The organism is Anaerotignum sp. (assembly GCF_030625865.1).
In the GTDB taxonomy this organism is placed as follows: Bacteria; Bacillota; Clostridia; order Lachnospirales; family Anaerotignaceae; genus Chakrabartyella.
In genome coordinates, this window is sequence record NZ_DAOUQB010000031.1 from 1 (window position 1) to 19,894 (window position 19,894).

Here is a 19,894-nt window from a genome sequence, read left to right on the forward strand (position 1 = left end):
AAATAGTGGGTTGAAGCCCATTTTCAAGGAATATAATGTTACCAAAGATAGCTTTATGAAGATGCTGGTTTCTGTTAGAGGCAATACCCGTGTTACCAGCGACGCTCCTGAGGCAACCTATGATGCCTTAAAAAAATACGGCGCTGATTTGGTGGAAAAGGCAAGAAGCAAAAAACTTGATCCTGTCATCGGTCGTGATGATGAAATAAGAAATGTCATTCGGATTTTATCTCGAAAGACAAAAAACAATCCCGTATTAATTGGGGAACCGGGTGTAGGGAAAACTGCAATTGCCGAAGGTTTGGCACAGCGTATTGTGAAAGAAGATGTCCCCAACAGTTTAAAGAATAAAACTATTTTTTCTTTGGATATGGGCGCCTTGATTGCAGGGGCAAAATTCCGAGGCGAGTTTGAGGAGCGTTTGAAAGCGGTTTTGAACGAAGTAAGAAAAAGCGAGGGGAAGATTATTCTCTTTATTGATGAGCTGCATACCATTGTGGGGGCGGGAAAAACTGATGGTGCCATGGATGCGGGAAACTTGCTGAAACCCATGTTGGCCAGGGGCGAGTTGCATTGTATTGGTGCCACTACTTTAAATGAATACAAACAGTATATTGAAAAAGATCCGGCATTGGAGAGAAGGTTCCAGCCTGTCTTGGTTAGTGAGCCAACTGTGGAAGACACTATTGCAATTTTACGTGGGTTAAAAGAGCGCTATGAGGTATATCATGGTGTTAAAATTCAGGATCAAGCGATTATTGGTGCCGCTATATTATCTAATCGGTATATTACTGATCGTTTTCTTCCCGATAAGGCCATTGATTTAGTAGACGAAGCTTGCGCTATGATTCGAACAGAAATGGATTCCATGCCAACGGAATTGGATGTGATACAGAGAAAAATTATTCAGCATGAAATTGAAGAAGCTGCTTTGAAAAAAGAAAATGATAAGCTTTCCAAGGAACGCTTAGCTGAAACACAGAAAGAATTAGCTGAAATGCGTGATAAATTTGCAGCTTTAAAAGCGAAGTGGGAGAATGAAAAGGATTCCATCGGCGTTGTGCAAAAGCTTAGAGAAGAAATAGAGGATGTGAATGCTGAAATTGAAGGAGCAGAAAGAAAATATGATTTAAACCGTGCTGCAGAGTTAAAATATGGAAGACTTCCCCAATTGCAGAAGGAATTAGAAGAAAAAGAGCGTCTGGCAGAGGAAAACAGCGGGAAAAATACGTTGCTTCGTGACAAAGTGACAGAAGAAGAAATTGCCCGTATTATTGAACGCTGGACGGGAATTCCCGTTGCAAAGCTCATGGAAGGGGAAAGAGAAAAACTCCTTCATTTGGAGGATATTTTACATGAAAGAGTCGTTGGACAGGACGAAGCAGTAACTAAGGTTTCCGAGGCGATTTTAAGAAGCCGTGCAGGTATTCAAAGCCCTAATAGGCCTATTGGTTCTTTCCTTTTCCTTGGACCTACGGGTGTGGGTAAAACGGAATTAGCAAAAACTTTGGCGGAATGCTTATTTGATGATGAAAAAAATTTGGTGCGTATTGATATGTCCGAGTATATGGAAAAATTCAGTGTATCCCGTTTGATTGGTGCGCCTCCCGGATATGTAGGATATGAGGAGGGTGGACAGCTTACTGAGGCAGTTCGCAGGAAGCCTTATTCGGTCATTCTGTTTGATGAGATTGAAAAGGCTCATCCGGATGTATTTAATATTCTTCTTCAAGTGTTGGATGATGGGCGAATTACCGATTCCCAAGGGAGAACGGTAGATTTTAAAAACACAGTGATTATCCTTACATCAAACCTTGGTTCTTCTTATTTGTTGGAAGGGATGGATGATAATGGAAACATAAAAGAGGATGCCCGTTTGGAAGTGGAAGAATTACTGCATCGTTCTTTCAGACCGGAGTTTTTAAACCGTTTGGATGAAATTGTATTCTATAAACCATTAACAAAGGATAATATTACCCATATCATTGATTTGATTTTGGCAGATTTGAACAAGCGGCTGGCGGATAAGCAACTTCGTTGTGAATTAACGCCGAAGGCAAAGGAATATATTATAGATGAAGGATATAATCCTGCATTTGGTGCAAGACCGTTAAAAAGGATGGTACAAAGAAACATTGAAACTTTATTGGCGAAAAAAATCATTGCTGACGAAGTTTTACCAGAAAGTACTTTGACAATTGATGTTGAAGATGGAGAATATAAAGTTATTTAAAAAGATTTATTGGCGTTTATATTAAGGTTCAACTCAAGAAGAGAGAACAAAAAATACGGTGTGAAACCAGTATTTTCAAAGCAATATTGTAATTTGTTTTGATAAAATGAAAAGCCCGTTTTGCCGAGAAGTGGTGGCAAGAGGGCTTTTTTTTATTTGATTAAAGTAAGTTGGTAAGTAATGTGTGTTTACAAATAGATTTTTTTGGTTGACATTTTCTACAGGGATAGTTTGGCATTATATTGTTTTTCTAGGAAAGTTACTAAATGAACAATTAAATCATAAGAAGAGTCTCGGTAAAGATTGTTTTCCCAAATTAGTTCTGCTATAATAATAACCAAACCGACCAAATAAGGACACAATATTTAAAATAAAAAAATAAAGCAATTATTTTTACAAGTATGTATCCTCATTAGAAGATTGATACTGCTATTGGCTATGATGCAGTTCAAATGCAACATTGTGTTTCGGCAGAATTTTATAATATGGTAAAAATTGTTTTAATTATTTTTCCTCGTTATTTATGAAAAACTGGATTAGGAAGGATTTAAATGGATGACATATCAAAGCAAATAAGAAGGTTTGGTCATTGGAAAGAGAAATTGTTAGCTGAAAAGGTTGATTTGTATAAAGAAGAAATTTGCAATCGAAACTACAATAGTTTTGTTGGACTAACAGCGATAGGTATGTTTATAGCATTGGCTGTTCTAATCATTGGCGGCTCCATAGCTTCTTTTTCAGTTTTTAATCTGCAAATATTTGCGTTTGTATGCTACTTTGTATTGTTGCATCTGTTTGCAAAGATTTACCTTCAAAAAAATAAAAAGAGAATAACCCTCTTTTTTTATGGAGCATTAACACCGCTTATGCTCATGGGTATTTTGATGGGCACTTTTTTTGATAGTAAGGTACCATCTATTACAATTATGGTGTTTTTATGTGTTTTGACGTTGTTTATGATAGATAAGCCATGGCGAATTTTTTTGTTTATCACCAGCTCGACGCTTGTTTATATTATTTGTTGCTACAGTGCCAAGACGTATGAATTGTTCCTTGCTGATATGATGCATTTGATTGCGTTTTATTGCTTGGCAATAGGGGTTAATCTTTTGACATTAAACGAACGTATAGATAATGTAGAAAGTTTTGTGAATTATAAAATTAGGTCGGAAATAGATTTGATGACGGGTGTATATAATAGAGAGGTTGGCCTTTTAAAAATCAAAGAGTTAATTAATAATCAGGTAAAAGGAGCCTTTATTATTGTAGATATAGATAATTTTAAAAAAATAAATGATAACTTTGGTCATATGTATGGTGATGCTGTCATTAAAGAAGTAAGTCAGTTAATTAAAAAATCATTTTGTGAAGAAGATATTGTTTTGCGTATGGGTGGGGATGAATTTATCATTTATTCTGTTGATCTTGTGGAAATGAAAGAGTGTAAACAAAGGTTAGAATGTTTATTGGACTGTTTTAGCAGCTTTGAAATAGGGAAAGAAAAAGGAGTTCAAATAAGTATCAGTATAGGTTGCTCTATAAATGATAAGATAAAGATAGATTTTAATCGACTTTATCGGGAAAGTGATCAGTGCCTATATGTTGCAAAGCAGTCTGGGAAGGGCTGCTGTGTAATCAAGGAGTAAAAGGGTCTTAAATTTTTCAGGATTATTCAAATATACTGTAAGAATGGGAAAAGATATTACTAATATAAGCATAAAAGCGATACGAGACTACATTCGGTATCGCTTTTATGCTAGAATAATCATGTTGCATTAACGCCCTTTTTTGTGTGCTGCTCGAGCAAAATGGCGCAAAGATTTCATAGAACGAATTTCAGAACTACTATGGGAAATGGTCTGTTGAATGCCATCTGGTAAGCCTTTATAATAATTCTGAGCCCTGGTATTGTTTAAAAGTAAGTCAGCTAAATCTCGATACTCTTTGGCGAACACATTAATAACCTCCTCTCAAAAGGTGTTCGGCATAACGCCGAAGGTCTAAGTCGTAGTGGATATTGTTTTGATATTGACGAACATTAAACTGCCTGTCTTCAGGGAGAGAATCAAAAAAATCTTTTGCTTTTGGACTTCGGTTTAACAAATCATCAAGGTCTTTGTATTCTTGAGCCATTCTTATCACCTCAACCCTAGCTTGTGCAAAAAAAGGCTTTTCATTCCTAATTTAAGTATGAAATAATTTTCCAAGTTTGCTGGTTTTTATGTTTTTTTTTGTTCTAAAATATGAAATATTTTTCTGCTTTGGTAAGGTAACAATATATGGTATAATTAAATAATATTTTCCAAATTATAGGAGTCTTTCATTGAACGGAGACTAATGATACTGGATTAAAAAATAAAATGGTTGGTGGGATGATATGCTTAATCAGTATAAAACGATATTAAGCGAGGGAGAAGCTGAAATAATTGAAAAAAAATCACGTTTTATTGCAACGGTGCGCCCAATAAAATCAGAAGATGAAGCAAGGCTTTTTCTTGATGAAATGAAAAAAAAATATTGGAATGCAACTCATAATGTGTTTGCTTATCAAATGGGAGAGCATAATGAGTTACAACGCTTTAGCGATGACGGTGAACCACAGGGAACTGCCGGAATGCCTGTTTTGAATGTTTTAAAAGGGGAAGAGGTTAAAAATATTGCTGTAGTAGTTACGCGGTATTTTGGTGGTACCCTTTTGGGGACAGGAGGTCTGGTTCGTGCATATGGAAGAGCTGCAAAAGAGGGACTTCTAGCCGCCGGGATTGTTGAATTGATTCTATATGTCAGGTACGAAGTGACTGCGGAATATACAGAATCGGGAAAGGTGCAGTACGAAATTCTTCAAGAGGGACACATTCTTTTTGATACCCAATATTCTGATAAAGTCGTTTATACGGCTTTTGTGAAGGTGGACGAAACTGAAGGGTTCGAGAAAAAAATGTTGGATGTTTTTCGAGGAAATACTCCATTTGTAAAACAAAATGAACAATATGGAGTGTGGCAGGACGGGGAACTTTCTTTACTGGAAGGTTAGATTTTTTAGGGGTTAATCTGATTTTCTACAAAAAAATATAACGCACTAATTTCTATTTTAAATCATAAGAAGTTGTAAATTTAGATAGAGAATTATTTGTCGATAAAACGATTTTTCTTGAATTATGACCGAAAAAATGATAAACTATTTTGGTGAAATTTTATGGAGGAGGGTTCCTAATGTCAGGACATTCGAAATTTGCGAATATTAAACACAAAAAAGAGAAAAACGATGCAGCAAAGGGAAAAGTTTTTACTATGTTAGGTAGAGAAATTCAGGTGGCGGTAAAGGCAGGAGGATCCGATCCGGCCAGTAACGGCAAACTGAGAGATATAATTGCTAAGTGTAAGTCTAATAATATGCCTAATGATACAATTGATAGAAGCATCAAAAAAGCGGCTGGAAATGAAGAAGGCGTTGAGTATGAAACAATCAGATATGAAGGCTACGGCCCAGCTGGTGTTGCAATTATTGTTGAAGCTCTTACTGATAACAGAAATCGTGCGGCGGCAAACGTTAGAAATGCATTTACAAAGGGTGGCGGCAATATGGGAACGAGTGGTTGCGTTTCCTTTATGTTTGATGAAAAGGGACTTATTGTAATTGATAGAGAAGAAGTGGAAATGGACGAAGAAGAGTTGATGATGGCTGCTTTAGATGCAGGAGCCGAAGACTTAGCCGCAGAAGAAGATAGCTTTGAAGTTACGACATCTCCGGATGACTTTTCTGCAGTAAGAGAAGCTTTGGAAAAAGCAGGTATTCCTATGGTCTCAGCAGAGATTACGATGATTCCTCAAACATATACAGAATTGAAGACTGATGAAGATATTAAGAAGATGAACAAGATTTTAGATTTGTTGGATGAAGATGATGATGTGCAAAACGTTTTCCATAATTGGGATGAATAAACATACTTCACCAACAAATATGAAATCCTAATATTTAGGAATTTTTAATTTATATACACACTATACATTGACTATTTGCATAAAATATTGCGCAGTGATGATGTACAAGCAACTTTCAGTTACGATATACATTTTGAAGTATAAAAATCGTAATTGGAGGTTGTTTTTTTATGAAAATAATGGAGTTAAAGAATGGTTTGGATGTTTATTCTCTATTGCGTATCATAGGGCATGAAAATGGCTTGTAGGGGGTAATTTTTTACGATGATGAAATTGTTGTTTGATGGAGGAATTTGTCTAAAAAGGTGAAATAATTCTATTGTCGACTAAATGGAGTGGATGCTGGTGATTGATATAATTTAACAAAGGTTTATTCCATAAAATACTAATTTATACAACTGTGTGTTATACTAAGAAAATAAATTATTTTATAACCCACATTATAAATTTGGTGCATGAGGAGAATATAGATGCATAAATCAAAGAGAGTAAAGAAATTTATTTGTATTGTGTCTATAATTTTTTGGGGTATATATGTATGACACCTGTGGGAGCATTACGCGCGTCGGTGGCTTTACATGGATATCCAATTTCTGCATTTAAAATGAAGGTTAGAGTTGCCAGCGCGGAAGATGTTGGGCTAGTGGAGTTAGATAATCCTAAAAATTCAACAATATATAGAATTGAAAGTCATATTCCTTATGAAAAGGCTACCGATGGTTATTTGGAAAATTGGATTCCTAAATATGCAGAAGTGCAAAATGAAATATATTTCATGCTAAAATAATTTATGTATAACAATTTTTTTGAAAAAGTAAAAATATTGATTTTTATTCGGTTTTAAAATATTTTTGGTATATTTTTTGACTTCTTGAAGTTTTAGACATTTATAGCAGAATGTTAAACGTACCCAATTTTCTATGAATAATTATTTTGTGGCATAAGAGAGAAGAAAAGTAAGTGTTCAGTAGTATAAGGAGATAATAGGTTATGAATGAAAAGAAAAAAGCAAGAAGGATATTGTGGTAATCGGTCTAGCATCAATTGATACGTTCTTTGGGCAGGCAACCTAATTTTTCCCCTTTCTTAGGGATAAATGTAGATAGTGACTGGTTTATAGGTTTTTTATGTTTCTTAATTGCTGATGTAGGGGTGGCGGCATTAGCTATTTTCGCAATGATTAAAACAGGTGATGTTTCAATAAACAGCTTCACAGGCAAATTGGCAAGGAACCCTCAATCATTCCTAATTAGCATTTCAACAATTATCAGTATTGCAGAGCCGATTTAACTCTTATGTACCCCCTTATTCTTATTATGATTTACTGAAGTTTTTCTTGGCAATCATATCAAAAACGATAATATTTTGGTGTTGCCACTATGGCATTGCTGGCAAGTGCAGCTGATGTTTACTTATCTTTTGTGTTGCCTTTCGAATTTCCAAATAGCCTTCTTCTCGCTACTTTTCAGTGCGGATGTGTTGTTCCTGCCATTATGGGCGGTATCATCGGCAAATTTATTCCTATGACCCAAAAAGCACCTATTGCATCGAAAAAAAACGCTGGAATTTAGCTTAATGAATCTGCTTTTCCAGAGTAATCCCATTTGCAACGCATCATCAATTGTGAAAACCTGCAAATGGGACTGTTTTAGAAAAAATTATAAGGATTTACAATAATTCTTTATAACTTTTTATATATTTGTCGGCTACAGAACGGATGGAGTTGCTATCTGCTTCTGTAATTGGATCAGCAACAGCATAGACGGTAAATCCGCCTTTTTTTGCTCCCTGTACAGCATAAAGGGCATCCTCGAAAACGATTGTATTCTCAACATTCCCTCCCAGCTTTTTCATTGCAATATGGAACACTTCGGGCTCAGTTTTATAATATCCTGTTTCGGTGCAGGTTAGAATAAACTGAAAATACTTCAAAAGGTCAAGACGCTCTAATGCAGGATGGATATAGCTGGACTCAGAAGCGGTTAAGACACACATTTTTGTGCCTTTTTCAAATTCTTTATCTAGGAATTCTCTTACATAAGGCTTTAAAGGGATGGTGTTTTTATAGGCTTCTTCAACATATTGAATGATTTCGTTTATGATTTCCTCTGAACTGTGGGTTACACCTAAATCATTGCGGAAATATTCTGCTGTTTGCCCAATGGTTTGGGATTTTACAACAGTATGTAAATTTTCAGGTATGTCAAAACCATGACTTTGTAGAAAATTACGCCCTGTATTTTTCCAAACAGGCATAGAATCAATTAAAGTTCCATCAAGGTCAAAAATAATACTTTTCATAAATTCTCCTTTATTATTTGTATTTATCTGTTTTTTCTGCAATTGTCAACACACCGTTTGGATTGTGAAAAATCTTCACGTAAGATTTGGTAGACGGTGCGCCCAGCTCCAACGGGATTTCTTGACAACGTTTTATAATTTTCATTAGAGTTTCAAAATCTCCCTCCACTGTGGTTTCAAAAGGTCCAACCATATACGGGCAACCGGTTGAGGCAATATATTCAATAACATGATCCACAATGTCGCAGATTTTATCTATTTCCGTAATGTCCGGTAAAACTTGTATTGCAATGCTAGTTGTATACATTCTTTTCCCTCCTTTTTGAGAAGTGTACCATTTTCTACGAAAAAATACAAGAAACAGCCAATACTTTTTCTTATTGGTCAATATTATTTTTGGTAAGTTTTTGTTATAATCTATTTTAGGGTATTTATAAGTAAAAAATTATAATTATAAGGAGATTTGTTATGGATTACCGTATTGAAAAAGACTCTATGGGTGAAGTCAAGGTTCCTGTTGGTGCATATTGGGGGGCGCAAACCCAAAGAAGCTTTGAAAATTTTAAAATCAGTACCGAAAAAATCCCCATGGAAATTATTTATGCCTTTGGGATATTGAAAAAAGCAGTTGCCCAAACAAATAATCGCTTAGGAAAGCTGGATGAAAAAAAATGCTCCATTATTGGACAAGTTTGCGACGAAATTTTGGCGGGAAAGCTGGATGAACACTTTCCTTTGGCTGTATGGCAGACGGGGAGTGGTACCCAGTCTAATATGAACGTAAATGAAGTTATTGCCAATCGTGGAAATGAAATCGCTGGAGAAAAGCTACTGCATCCCAACGACCATGTGAATATGTCCCAGAGCTCAAATGATACTTTTCCAACAGCCATGCATATTGCAGCTGCTTTAGAGACAAAAAAACAGCTTCTTCCTGCATTGGAACGGATGATAGATGAATTGGCGAGATTAGAAGAGGAAAATAAAGGGATTATCAAAACAGGCAGAACCCATTTGCAGGATGCGACACCTATAACCTTTTCCCAGGAAATCAGCGGCTGGCGAAACATGCTGGAAAAAGCAAAGAATATGATTGAATTAAGCCTCGTAGGTGTGCAAGAGTTGGCATTGGGAGGGACAGCGGTTGGCACAGGGCTGAATGCGCCGGAAGGTTTTGCACAGGCGGCAGCAGAAGAGGTTTCTAAGCTGACGGGAGTACCGTTTATTACTGCCGAAAACAAGTTCCATGCGTTAACGGCAAAGGATGAATTGGTTTTTGCTCACGGGGCGTTGAAGGCTTTGGCTGCGAATTTAATGAAATTTGCTAACGACGTTCGTTGGCTTGCCAGTGGACCTCGTTGTGGTTTGGGCGAAATTTTTATTCCGGAAAATGAACCGGGAAGTTCTATTATGCCAGGAAAAGTAAATCCTACCCAGTGTGAGGCGGTGACCATGGTGGCCGTACAGGTTATGGCAAACGATACGGCAGTTGGCATTTGTGCTTCTCAGGGAAATTTTGAATTGAATGTTTTTATGCCTGTATGCATTTATAATTTTTTGCAATCTGTTCGCCTTTTGGCTGATGGACTTGACTCTTTCCGTGTGCACTGTGTAGCAGGAATTTGTGCGAATAAGGAGAAAATGAATGAAAATCTTCGACGGTCTCTTATGCTGGTTACTTGTTTGAACCCTTTTATTGGATATGAGAATGCGGCAAAAACAGCAAAGAAGGCTTATAGTGAAAATATTTCTTTAAAGGAAGCTTGTGTTTCCCTAGGGTTTTTAACGGAAGAGAAATTCGATGAGGTGTTCCGCCCTGAAAATATGGTTTAATCGTATTCAATAACAAAAAGGTGTAATTTTGGGTGGAAATCAAGATACTTTACCATTTGAAAATGGACATAGTAATAGGAATGATAAATAGGAGGCAATATTCATGAGTATTGAGGAAAAGGCATTAAAGCTGCATTATGAAATGCAAGGCAAAATAGAAGTGGTTTCCAGAAAGGAAATTACGACGAGAGAAGATCTTTCGTTGCTTTATACTCCGGGGGTTGCAGAACCTTGCCGTGTGATTGAAAAAAACTATGAGGAGTCTTTTCGGTTAACACGCCGTTTTAATTTGGTTGCTGTTGTGACAGATGGCACTGCGGTTTTAGGGTTAGGGGATATTGGCCCTGCGGCGGGGATGCCCGTTATGGAGGGAAAGTGCGTTTTATTCAAGGAATTTGGTGGTGTAGATGCATTCCCTCTCTGCATTGATTCTAAGGACGTGGACACCATTGTCAATACCATCTATTTCATTTCCAAAAGTTTTGGTGGTATTAATTTAGAAGATATTTCAGCACCTCGCTGTTTCGAAATTGAACGGAAGCTAAAAGAAATCTGCGATATTCCTGTATTTCATGATGATCAGCATGGAACAGCCATTGTTGTTGCGGCAGCCATGATTAATGCAATGAAGGTTGTAGGAAAGAAAATGGGGGGAATGAAAATTGTAATCAATGGAGCCGGCGCTGCGGGCATTGCCATTGGAAAGCTTTTAATCTCCATGGGTTTTGGGAATATTGTTATGTGTGATCTTAATGGTATTGTTTGTGAAGGTGATGTTGGTTTAAATGAGGGGCAAGAGGAGATTTCCCATATCAGCAATATTCATAACGAAAAAGGAAGCTTGGCGGATGCTTTGCGGGGGGCAGATGCTTTTGTGGGTGTTTCTCGTCCCAATATGGTAACGAAAGAAATGGTTGCATCTATGAATCAAGGAATTGTTTTTGCCATGGCGAACCCTATACCGGAAATTATGCCAGATGAGGCATTGGCGGCGGGGGCTGCAGTTGTAGGCACAGGACGTTCCGATTTTCCCAACCAAATCAATAATGTTTTGATCTTCCCTGGTATTTTTAAAGGGGCATTGGCGGTTCGTGCTAAAGAAATTACTGAAGGGATGAAACAAAGAGCGGCTTACGCCATCGCAGCAATGATCCCCGATGATAAATTGCATAAGGAGAATATTATTCCATCTGCACTGGATAAAACCGTTGCCGATGCTGTAGCAAAAGCAGTTGCCGATGTGGCAATAGAAGAAGGAATTGCACGAGTTAAGCCCTGATTTATAAACGAATTTTCGGCTTGTTACTTTTTGGCAACAGAAACTGAGAAATGTAATTGGTTGATATAGCTGTTTTTTTAAAGGCGAAGCTATAGAAGAAAGAATTTCCAAGTATAGACTTTGCTTTTCAAGGAGAACAGAGTATAACAAGACATTTTTGACTGGCTTTTCATTGAGAAGCCGGTCTTTATAATATTACTTAAGAATGGGAGTTTTTGGGGGAAGATAATGCTTTTTCAAAAACCAAGAGAAAGGCGGAATCATCATCTTTTGTCCTTTTACGGATATGCCCGCTGCGTCCCTTTTTTTGTCGACGCATTTCTCGGGAAAGATGGCGTTCAAAAAACATACGTTCAATATTTTCCGCTGTATAAAAAAAGCCATTGGGGTGAATTACCGTGGCTTTTTTTCCTAAAATCAATGTGGCTAAACCATAGTCTGCGGTAATGCAAATATCACCCATTTCCGTACGGTTGGCAATAGCCAAGTCTGCACTGTCAGCCCCTTGATCAACGGTTACCACATGAACGTTTTCTTCAGGATAGAACAAAATATGTGAATCATCTGTTACCATATAAACTTGAATATTATATTTTTTTGATATCTTCACGATGATTTCTTTTACGGGGCAAGCATCTGCATCAACAAGAACTTTCATTGTAATCTCCTTTAGGAAAATATTAAAACCTGGTTTCCTCTATAAAAAGGGCGCATTTATCCACGAATTGGATAAATATCAGAAAGATAACAAAAAAGCTCTGCTGCATTTTTTGATAGCAGAGCTTTTGCTACCTTTACTTTAACTTTGTTTTATTTTTTAAAAAAATTAATAACCTAATTCTTCCCCAACCAAAATTACTTTGATTCTTTTGGCAGGTTTGCAGAATCTGGAAATCAAAAATTGGCTGCAAATACAATCAGGAGATTTGCAGTTATGACAAATCCCTGTTGAAACGCATGGAGTTTTTCCCATAAAACGGAATGCATTAATGGGAGCTGCAGTGCTTCTTGCGCGGGCGACTGCTCCCTCAAGGGTTGGTGCAACTTTATTTAAACCACAAATAACAATGACATTTTTAGGACCAAAGCATAGCGCTGCTACACGGTTGCCGGTACCGTCAATGTTTACCAATATACCATCTTCAGAGATTGCGTTGGTGCTGGTAATGAAATAATCTGTCAAAAGACCCTGACGGTGTAAATCTGCAATTTCCTCAGGTGATTTTCCTAAATCCCTGTCAATTACTTCATAATCACCAGCGTGGAAGGCTTTTGTTAGGCCCATATCACGAATGCTTATCGAACCGCCCCAGGATACAGAACTTTTTTCGGGTACCAGTGAAAGGGCTTTTTCCAACGCCTCTTTTGCGGTAGGACAGTAGTATGCTTCGAATTGTCTTGCTTCTAATTTTTCTACTAAAGTTTTACCTAATACTTCATTTCTTTTTTCAATTGGTGTATTCAATATGAGGAACTCCTTTCGTGTTTTAAATTGGATGATTCTATTTTACCATAAATTTCAGGAAAAAAATACAAGAACCCAAAGTTTCCCACTAATGTATGATACAAGAATGATTCAACTTGTACTTGCAAAAGTTAAGATAAGAAATCAGATTTTTGTTGCAAAGAAATTATGTTTTGTATTATGATAGGGAGAAGAATTTGAGAAATGAGGGAGTTTCATGGCGAAAAAAATTGAGAGCCACCAAAATAAAGTTTTTAAAAGGATCAAAAGCTTGAATCAAAAAAAGAACCGAGATAGAGAAGATATTTTCGTAGCGGAAGGATTGCGATTTGTTTCTGAAATCCCCCAAGGCTGGGAGGTAGAATTATTTGCGGTTTCTGATGCTTTTGCCCAAGAAAATGACATGGAAATTTATGAAGAGAGAGCAAAAACATTTATTTTTCCCAATGAGTTGTTTTCTTTGCTGGGAGATACGGAAAATCCTCAAGGTATTTTGGCAGTTTGTAAAAAGCAAAATACAGCGCAAGAGACATTGTGGCGGGGAGGGGCATCCTTTTTTCTTTTGGCAGAAGAATTAAATGATCCCGGAAATCTCGGCACAATTATTCGTACAGCGGATGCCTGTGGTGTGGATGGGATTTTTCTATCAAAAGGTTGTGTAGATGTATATAATCCAAAGGTTTTAAGAGCAACCATGGGTTCGGTGTTTCATGTGCCTGTATTTCAGGATGTATCCTTAAAGGAAGTTATTTTGAAGATGAAAGAAAATAATATTTCTTTGTATGCTGCCCATTTAAAGGGAGAGTGCTATCCATATCATTTACCTTTAGAAAAAGGCTGCGCTTTTATGATTGGAAATGAGGCAAGAGGGCTTTCCAACGAGGCTGCAGAGTTATGTGATCAATGGGTAAAGATCCCTATGCCGGGGATGGCAGAATCTTTGAATGCCTCTATAGCAGCAGGTGTATTGTTATATGAGGTTGTGCGCCAAAGACTTAATTAGTGGATTTTGAAATTGTATTTTTAATATATTTGGAGAAATTTTGTTTCATGAATTGTGGATATTCTAAAAAAGGCAGGTGTTCTGCCTCTTTTAGAATATTTTTTTGGTGCTTTGGGGTCACATCATTATATTTCTTGCCTACTTTGATTTTACAACCTCATTTTAAGCGTGGTCATGATTGGAGCCAAAGCACCAATTAAAAAAACCTCCAACCTTTTTTTAAATACTGGTTGGAGGTTTTGACATCACTGAAATCTTATTCTAGCAAACGATTATATTAGTATACTAAATGAACCTTTATTCAAACAAATTGATTTTAGTATTTTGTATGATCGTTGTCGGCGGGGAAGGTCTCCAAATCTTCAAAATTTGGTACTTCCTCAGTGTTGTTAAAGGAATAGTCTTTTTCAACAACTCCGTCAGAGGATAATGTGAATTTAGACAAAAGCTCTTTTAACATTTGAGCCTGTGCTGATAATTCTTCACTAGCTGCTGCCTCTTCTTCTGCGGTAGCACTATTTGTTTGAACAACAGCGGAAATCTGCTCTACGCCAAGATTTACTTGATTTATAGATTGTGCCTGCTCATTGCTTGCATCGGCAATTTTTTGAATGATTTCTGCAGAATGGTCAGAGCCACGAACAATTTCTTCCAAGGAGCTAGCAGTTCCATTTACGATATGTGTGCCTCTTTCAATCGCACGCAAAGCGTTTTCAATCAAAGCAGAGGTGTTTTTTGCACTTTCTGCCGATTTGCTTGCAAGATTACGCACTTCATCAGCAACTACAGCAAAACCTTTGCCCGCATTTCCTGCTCTTGCTGCTTCAACTGCAGCATTCAAAGCAAGAATGTTTGTCTGGAATGCAATATCATCAATATTTTTAATGATTTTGCCGATTTCGTTTGAAGTACGGCTAATTTCTTCCATAGCTTCAACCATAAGTTCCATTTGTTCTTGTCCATGAGATGTTGCATTGGATGCTTCTTTTGCAATGGATTTTGCTTTTGTAGCATTTTCAGCAGTCTGCATAATTTGAGTGGAAATATCATTCATTGTAGCTGACAGTTCTTCAATAGAGCTTGCTTGTTCTGTGGCTCCTTGAGAAAGTGCCTGAGCACCGCTGGAAACCTGATCAGAGCCGGAAGCAACTTGTTCTGCTGCTAAATTAATTTGCAAAAGGGTATCATTTACCATTTCAGCTGTAGAAACCAAGGCATCTTTAATGATAGCAAATTCACCATCATATTCTTGTTTGAAATGAAGGCGGAAATCACCGTTGCCAATTTGTCTTAATAATTGAGAAATTTCTTCTATGTAAGCAATATAGCCTTTTAACCGCACAATAGTTTTATCAAACGAATTTGCCACCAAGGAGGTTTCATCATTTGTTTTGACATCCAAATCAACATCAAGGTCACCATCTGCAATCTTATCAGCAACATCTGCTAATTGGCGTAAAGGTTTTACCAATTTTTTTGAAGTGATAAAAACGATTAAGAAGAGTGCTAATAAAATAACCGCCATTGTTACAAATAATAGTGTTCTCAACTCAATAAATGGCTTTTCAACTTCTGCTTTTGGTATTGCAGCTACTAATTTCCAACCGGTAGTACCTACGGATGAGGTAAAACCATAAGTGTGCTCACCATTTAGCTCGTATTCAACGATGCTTGTAGAAGGGTTCTTCACAAAGTCTTTTACGTCATCACCAACTGGAAGTTCATCTACGTTTTTCAATGCATAATCCGAATTTGGATGATAGAGAACTGTATCGGTATCAGTTACAAAACAGAAATAACCAGTTTCACCTAGTTTTAAACCGCTCAAGATTGTTGAAAGCTGATCCAAAGACATATCGATACCAAAGGCACCAACCATTTGGCCATTGTTGTAAACTGGTATTGAAATGGTTACAACCAATTTTTGTGTACTTACATCAACATAAGGTTCTGAAAGAGATAACCCTTTGCGTTCCATCATTTTTATATACCATGGACGTTGCGTAATAACCCAATCGCCACCTAGCTGGGATACATATCCGTCTGACATGATAAGCTGACTGGTGTTAAGATCTGCCATCCAAACTGCTTGTATATTTGTTGTATCAAGACTTGCTATTTGTTTTAATTCATTTAAAACCGTGGAAAACTCGGGCTCATCTTTTACACTTTTTTCTGGAGTGAGTTTTGCCATGAAATTTTTAAACAATGTGTTTGTGGAACCGGTTTCAACTATTGTCATATAATCTGAAAGATATTCACTAACTTGCCATGATGCGCTAATGGCACTTAACTTGACAACTTCATCAGTTTCCGCCCGAATACTCTTTTGTACATGACCAGATACCATTAAAAATAGTATTAAAAATAAAATAATTAAAGGTATAATCGTTGCTAAAATTAACTTTCTTGCAATGCTTTTCATCGTAACACCTCTTCTTCCCCTAGTCTTTGAACTCCCATTTTGGAATCAAAATCTGTAAAATAATAATCCTGTTGCTTTATGAAGAGAGTCTTTTAAAAAATAACCTTACAGATGCTGACCCCTTTTGTTATAAGTCATTAGAGGTTATTCGCCTACATACAACTTTTAGTTTAGTGCATGTACATTTCTTTGTAGGGAATATAGTTTTAACTCATAACGTAATAATTGGCTGTTTTAAAGCGAATGTTATTTTTCAAGTGAAACGTAGCGAATCAGACTGCTCAATCAACATGTTTGTTAAATATAATTCTAATAGTCCGATAAAATTGTAATGAATCATTTGAAGAAAAAAACTTTCACTTAGGCGAATCCCTCCTTTTATATTATACCCCTTGTGTAATGCTGATTTTTGACGAGAATTAATTTTAAAATTCGTAAACCCTTTCCCTGCTCAATAGTTTTCATTTAACACAAAGAAAATAATATCTATAATTTTTCGGATAACAAGTTGAGCATATGGTGTAAAAATAATCAATTTTTCTATAATAACTACTATAGAAAACAAATTACTTGTAAAAATTATTTTTACATGCACCCGTTATCCGAAATAATTGAAACAAATCTATATTCTTAATTTAACATAAAATGGGTTGTTTATCAATCAAATTATACTAAAAAGTTATAATAACCGTCATAATATTACTTCTTTTGAATAAATATTTAAAAAACAGAAAAGGAAATATATGGTATTTTTTGGCGAAAATAATGGTATATTACATACGTTTATTTCAATTAAATACTTTGAAGTATAATCAATTATTTTTTTTACAAGGGTTTAAATAAACAGATTTGCAACACTTGCAAATAAGATGCAGAAAACAATGCCAATTGCAGTGGGAATTGCAACAGCTAAGACCGTCCATTTCCAGCTATTAGTTTCTTTTTTTATTGTAAGTAGCGTGGTAGAGCAGGGCCAGTGCATGAGGGAGAATAACATAGTACTGATTGCAGTTATCCAAGTCCATCCGTGGTTTACAAATAGTTCTTTCATTTGAACAAGATTGTCAAGCTCAAGAATACTTCCCTGTGCCATATAAGCCATTATAATAATGGGGATAACGATTTCATTTGCAGGAAAACCCAAAATGAAAGCCAAAAGAATAACACCATCCAGCCCCATAAGCTGTGCAAATGGATTCAAAAACTCGGCACAATGATTTAAAGCACTTGTATCACCAATGGTTATATTTGCCATGAGCCATATGATCATTCCTGCGGGGGCAGCCACGATGATTGCTCTGCCCAGAACAAATAAGGTTCTGTCAAAAATAGAGCGAATAATTACTTTACCCACTTGTGGTTTTCGGTAAGGCGGAAGCTCTAGTGTAAAGGAGGAGGGAACCCCTTTCAATAGTGTGTTGGAAAGAAGTCTTGTTACGGCGAAAGTCATCAAAACGCCTACCAAAATAAATGTTGTTAGTAATAATGCTGATAGTATGCTTGAAAACATGCCATCTGATGTACCTACAAAGAACATTGTGATTATTGCAATTAACGTAGGAAATCTACCATTACATGGTACAAAATTATTCGTAAGAATTGCTAGAAGTCGTTCTCTGGGTGAGTCTATAATGCGGCAACCAACAATTCCTGCAGCATTGCATCCGAATCCCATGCACATGGTAAATATGATTTTGTATTATAATCTCCATTGGATTTTCACATCGTTACCGTCAATTTCAATACGCTCAATCAAGGTAGAAATGAGCATTCTTTTTGCATCTAAGTCAGATATTTCAAAACTGTTTTCAAATGTTTTGAGTGTGTCGATGAAAGCGGTAATATTGTTTGTTTTATCCTCTTTTATATTAAGTTTTTCAGTTAGGGCTTTTTTTTCTTGATCTAAAGCCTGGACTCTACTGGTTAGAACGGCCATAGGCAAGGTGCCGATTTGATATAAGTCAATTAACTTGCTTAGTTGTTTTTCTAAGGATTCAATGCGATCAGTAATTTTTTTTGTATCAATTATTTTAGTTTTCTGGGTGGGTCTGATGGTTAAATCTTGTATCATTTGCTTATCTTCCACAAGGTCTCGAATAGTTTCAATCACGAGAAAGTCGAGTTCTTCAATCTTCCAATTATCATTTTTACAATTTGGATCGGTGACAAATTTGGGGGAAGATTTAGATCGGGAATAACATTTATAATATCCGTGGTTTGCGCTATACCTTGCGCCGCATTGGCTACAATAAATTAGGCTAGTTAAAAGATAGCTGGCACGAAATGGAGACTTTTGAGCTGTGGTTTTTCCGTTTTCCCTTTTCTGAGAGTGGAGCAAGCGTTGTGCCTCTATGTACCGTTCCGTTGATATGATAGGGGGATGCTTCCCGTCATATTCAATACCTTTAAATTGCACTTTGCCAATGTAAATGCTATTTTTTAAAGCATTCCGAACTGAAGTGGCTGTCCAGTTACGGTTGTTATATTTACGATTCATTAATTTTCCAATGGTATTTATCGTTTTACCATTGATAAACAGATCATAGATCTGATCAATTTGCATTGCTTCAAATTCGTTTACGATTAATTTTCCGTTTACATAATCATATCCATGGGGTGAATTACCACCGCCATGAAAATAACCGGCTTTTCCTCGGCCAATTCTGCCCATGGTGAATCTTTCTGTAATTTGGTCTTTTTCCAACTGAGCGAATACCGATAAAATGCCAATCATTGCCCGCCCGAAAGGGGTGGAGGTATCAAAATTTTCATTGATGGATATGAAGTCTACATCGTTGAAAAGGAACTCGTCTTCAATCAGCATAAGGGTATCCTTTTGACTGCGGCTCAAGCGGTCAAGTTTATAAACGATTACGGCATCCACTTCAACTTTTTTAACATCCTCAAGCATTTGACGCAAAGCAGGGCGGTTGGTGTTGCCGCCGGAGAATCCACCATCGGTATAGATTTTTACCAATATCCAGTCCTTTGCTTTACAATATGCCGTTAGGCGGGCTATCTGTTCGTCAATACTATAATTTTCAAGCTGATTATCAGTCGATACACGGACATAACCAAAAACCATATATTTTTTGTCCAGAAAAATCACCCCTTCCTATATTATTAATATATATCCTGATTTTTTGAAAATATTTGATAAACCCCACCCAAAATAAAATTGAGTGGGGAAATAATTACTTTTAATTTTGAATGTATTAGTATAATTTAGTGTGGCTTTTTATTTATTGAATTTCCGTATAAATTTATCAAATAAATCTCTTACATTCGTCTCAAATGGATGAAGATTAAAAAAATTTCTTTTATAAATTCCTTCATTTTAGCCGCTCTAATTTCAGCGGACTGTCTGCTGATTCATCTCGCTGTTGCGATTGTGAATTGTGCCAATCTTATGA

Annotated in this window: 17 protein-coding genes and 1 pseudogene; 9 read left to right on the forward strand and 9 right to left on the reverse strand. The window is 36.5% G+C overall.

From position 1 onward, the window contains the following. Together clpB and P9Q65_RS09625 are read left to right on the forward strand one after the other, a co-directional pair. Positions 1–2,233: ATP-dependent chaperone ClpB (clpB, locus tag P9Q65_RS09620; protein WP_304509212.1), on the forward strand; the 2,233-nt coding region annotated here is incomplete at its 5' end. Positions 2,234–2,856: 623 nt separating this feature from the next. Beyond that, on the forward strand, positions 2,857–3,879 hold the full coding sequence (locus tag P9Q65_RS09625) for a GGDEF domain-containing protein (RefSeq protein ID WP_304509213.1): 1,023 nt from the start codon (positions 2,857–2,859) through the stop codon (positions 3,877–3,879). A gap of 129 nt (positions 3,880–4,008) precedes the next feature. Here the strand turns inward: P9Q65_RS09625 and P9Q65_RS09630 are convergent, their stop codons facing one another. After that, entirely contained in the window at positions 4,009–4,188 is a 180-nt protein-coding gene (locus P9Q65_RS09630; RefSeq protein WP_304509215.1) for a hypothetical protein, read from the reverse strand. Position 4,189: 1 nt separating this feature from the next. Next, on the reverse strand, positions 4,190–4,366 hold the full coding sequence (locus tag P9Q65_RS09635; protein ID WP_304509217.1) for a hypothetical protein: 177 nt from the start codon (positions 4,364–4,366) through the stop codon (positions 4,190–4,192). Between the two features lie 244 nt (positions 4,367–4,610). On the opposite strand from P9Q65_RS09635, the gene P9Q65_RS09640 reads away from it, so the two are divergent. The 4 genes from P9Q65_RS09640 to P9Q65_RS09655 all read left to right on the forward strand — a co-directional run bounded on the left by P9Q65_RS09640 (position 4,611) and on the right by P9Q65_RS09655 (position 7,746). Then, the gene (locus tag P9Q65_RS09640) at positions 4,611–5,267 is read left to right on the forward strand and encodes a YigZ family protein (protein WP_304509218.1); all 657 of its coding nucleotides are present in this window, start codon (positions 4,611–4,613) and stop codon (positions 5,265–5,267) included. 179 nt (positions 5,268–5,446) lie between these two features. Then, a complete protein-coding gene (locus tag P9Q65_RS09645) occupies positions 5,447–6,175 on the forward strand; it encodes a YebC/PmpR family DNA-binding transcriptional regulator (RefSeq protein WP_304509219.1) in 729 nt (242 codons plus the stop codon). 538 nt (positions 6,176–6,713) lie between these two features. Then, the gene (locus tag P9Q65_RS09650; protein WP_304509221.1) at positions 6,714–6,962 is read left to right on the forward strand and encodes a hypothetical protein; all 249 of its coding nucleotides are present in this window, start codon (positions 6,714–6,716) and stop codon (positions 6,960–6,962) included. 592 nt (positions 6,963–7,554) lie between these two features. Next, positions 7,555–7,746, forward strand: a complete 192-nt coding sequence (locus tag P9Q65_RS09655; RefSeq protein WP_304509222.1) for a hypothetical protein — start codon at positions 7,555–7,557, stop codon at positions 7,744–7,746. A gap of 97 nt (positions 7,747–7,843) precedes the next feature. On the opposite strand, the gene P9Q65_RS09660 is transcribed toward P9Q65_RS09655, so the two are convergent. Both P9Q65_RS09660 and P9Q65_RS09665 read right to left on the reverse strand, forming a co-directional pair. Next, complete coding sequence (locus P9Q65_RS09660; protein WP_304509223.1) at positions 7,844–8,476, reverse strand: HAD family hydrolase; 633 nt, start codon at positions 8,474–8,476, stop codon at positions 7,844–7,846. Positions 8,477–8,489: 13 nt separating this feature from the next. Further along, positions 8,490–8,783, reverse strand: coding sequence for a thiamine-binding protein (locus tag P9Q65_RS09665; protein ID WP_304509224.1), 294 nt, complete (start codon positions 8,781–8,783; stop codon positions 8,490–8,492). Positions 8,784–8,944: 161 nt separating this feature from the next. Between P9Q65_RS09665 and fumC the strand changes: the two genes are divergently transcribed. After that, positions 8,945–10,309 (forward strand): class II fumarate hydratase, encoded by a 1,365-nt coding sequence (gene fumC, locus P9Q65_RS09670; protein ID WP_304509225.1) that lies wholly within the window; start codon positions 8,945–8,947, stop codon positions 10,307–10,309. Positions 10,310–10,412: 103 nt separating this feature from the next. Next, a complete protein-coding gene (locus P9Q65_RS09675) occupies positions 10,413–11,588 on the forward strand; it encodes an NAD(P)-dependent malic enzyme (protein WP_304509226.1) in 1,176 nt (391 codons plus the stop codon). 199 nt (positions 11,589–11,787) lie between these two features. Here P9Q65_RS09675 and P9Q65_RS09680 read toward each other — a convergent pair whose 3' ends face one another. Both P9Q65_RS09680 and P9Q65_RS09685 read right to left on the reverse strand, forming a co-directional pair. Next, complete coding sequence (locus P9Q65_RS09680) at positions 11,788–12,246, reverse strand: YaiI/YqxD family protein (RefSeq protein WP_304509227.1); 459 nt, start codon at positions 12,244–12,246, stop codon at positions 11,788–11,790. Between the two features lie 168 nt (positions 12,247–12,414). Further along, entirely contained in the window at positions 12,415–13,053 is a 639-nt protein-coding gene (locus P9Q65_RS09685) for a lactate utilization protein (protein ID WP_330695334.1), read from the reverse strand. 217 nt (positions 13,054–13,270) lie between these two features. Here P9Q65_RS09685 and P9Q65_RS09690 point away from each other — a divergent pair, with 217 nt between their 5' ends. Beyond that, positions 13,271–14,056 (forward strand): TrmH family RNA methyltransferase, encoded by a 786-nt coding sequence (locus P9Q65_RS09690; protein ID WP_304509228.1) that lies wholly within the window; start codon positions 13,271–13,273, stop codon positions 14,054–14,056. A 316-nt stretch (positions 14,057–14,372) separates the two neighbouring features. On the opposite strand, the gene P9Q65_RS09695 is transcribed toward P9Q65_RS09690, so the two are convergent. The 3 genes and pseudogenes from P9Q65_RS09695 to P9Q65_RS09705 all read right to left on the reverse strand — a co-directional run bounded on the left by P9Q65_RS09695 (position 14,373) and on the right by P9Q65_RS09705 (position 19,566). Beyond that, the gene (locus P9Q65_RS09695; RefSeq protein WP_304509230.1) at positions 14,373–16,481 is read right to left on the reverse strand and encodes a methyl-accepting chemotaxis protein; all 2,109 of its coding nucleotides are present in this window, start codon (positions 16,479–16,481) and stop codon (positions 14,373–14,375) included. Positions 16,482–17,316: 835 nt separating this feature from the next. Next, positions 17,317–18,177: pseudogene (locus P9Q65_RS09700) on the reverse strand (nucleoside recognition domain-containing protein); the annotation flags it as partial. A gap of 3 nt (positions 18,178–18,180) precedes the next feature. Continuing rightward, entirely contained in the window at positions 18,181–19,566 is a 1,386-nt protein-coding gene (locus P9Q65_RS09705; protein ID WP_304509232.1) for a recombinase family protein, read from the reverse strand. Positions 19,567–19,894 lie beyond the last annotated feature (328 nt).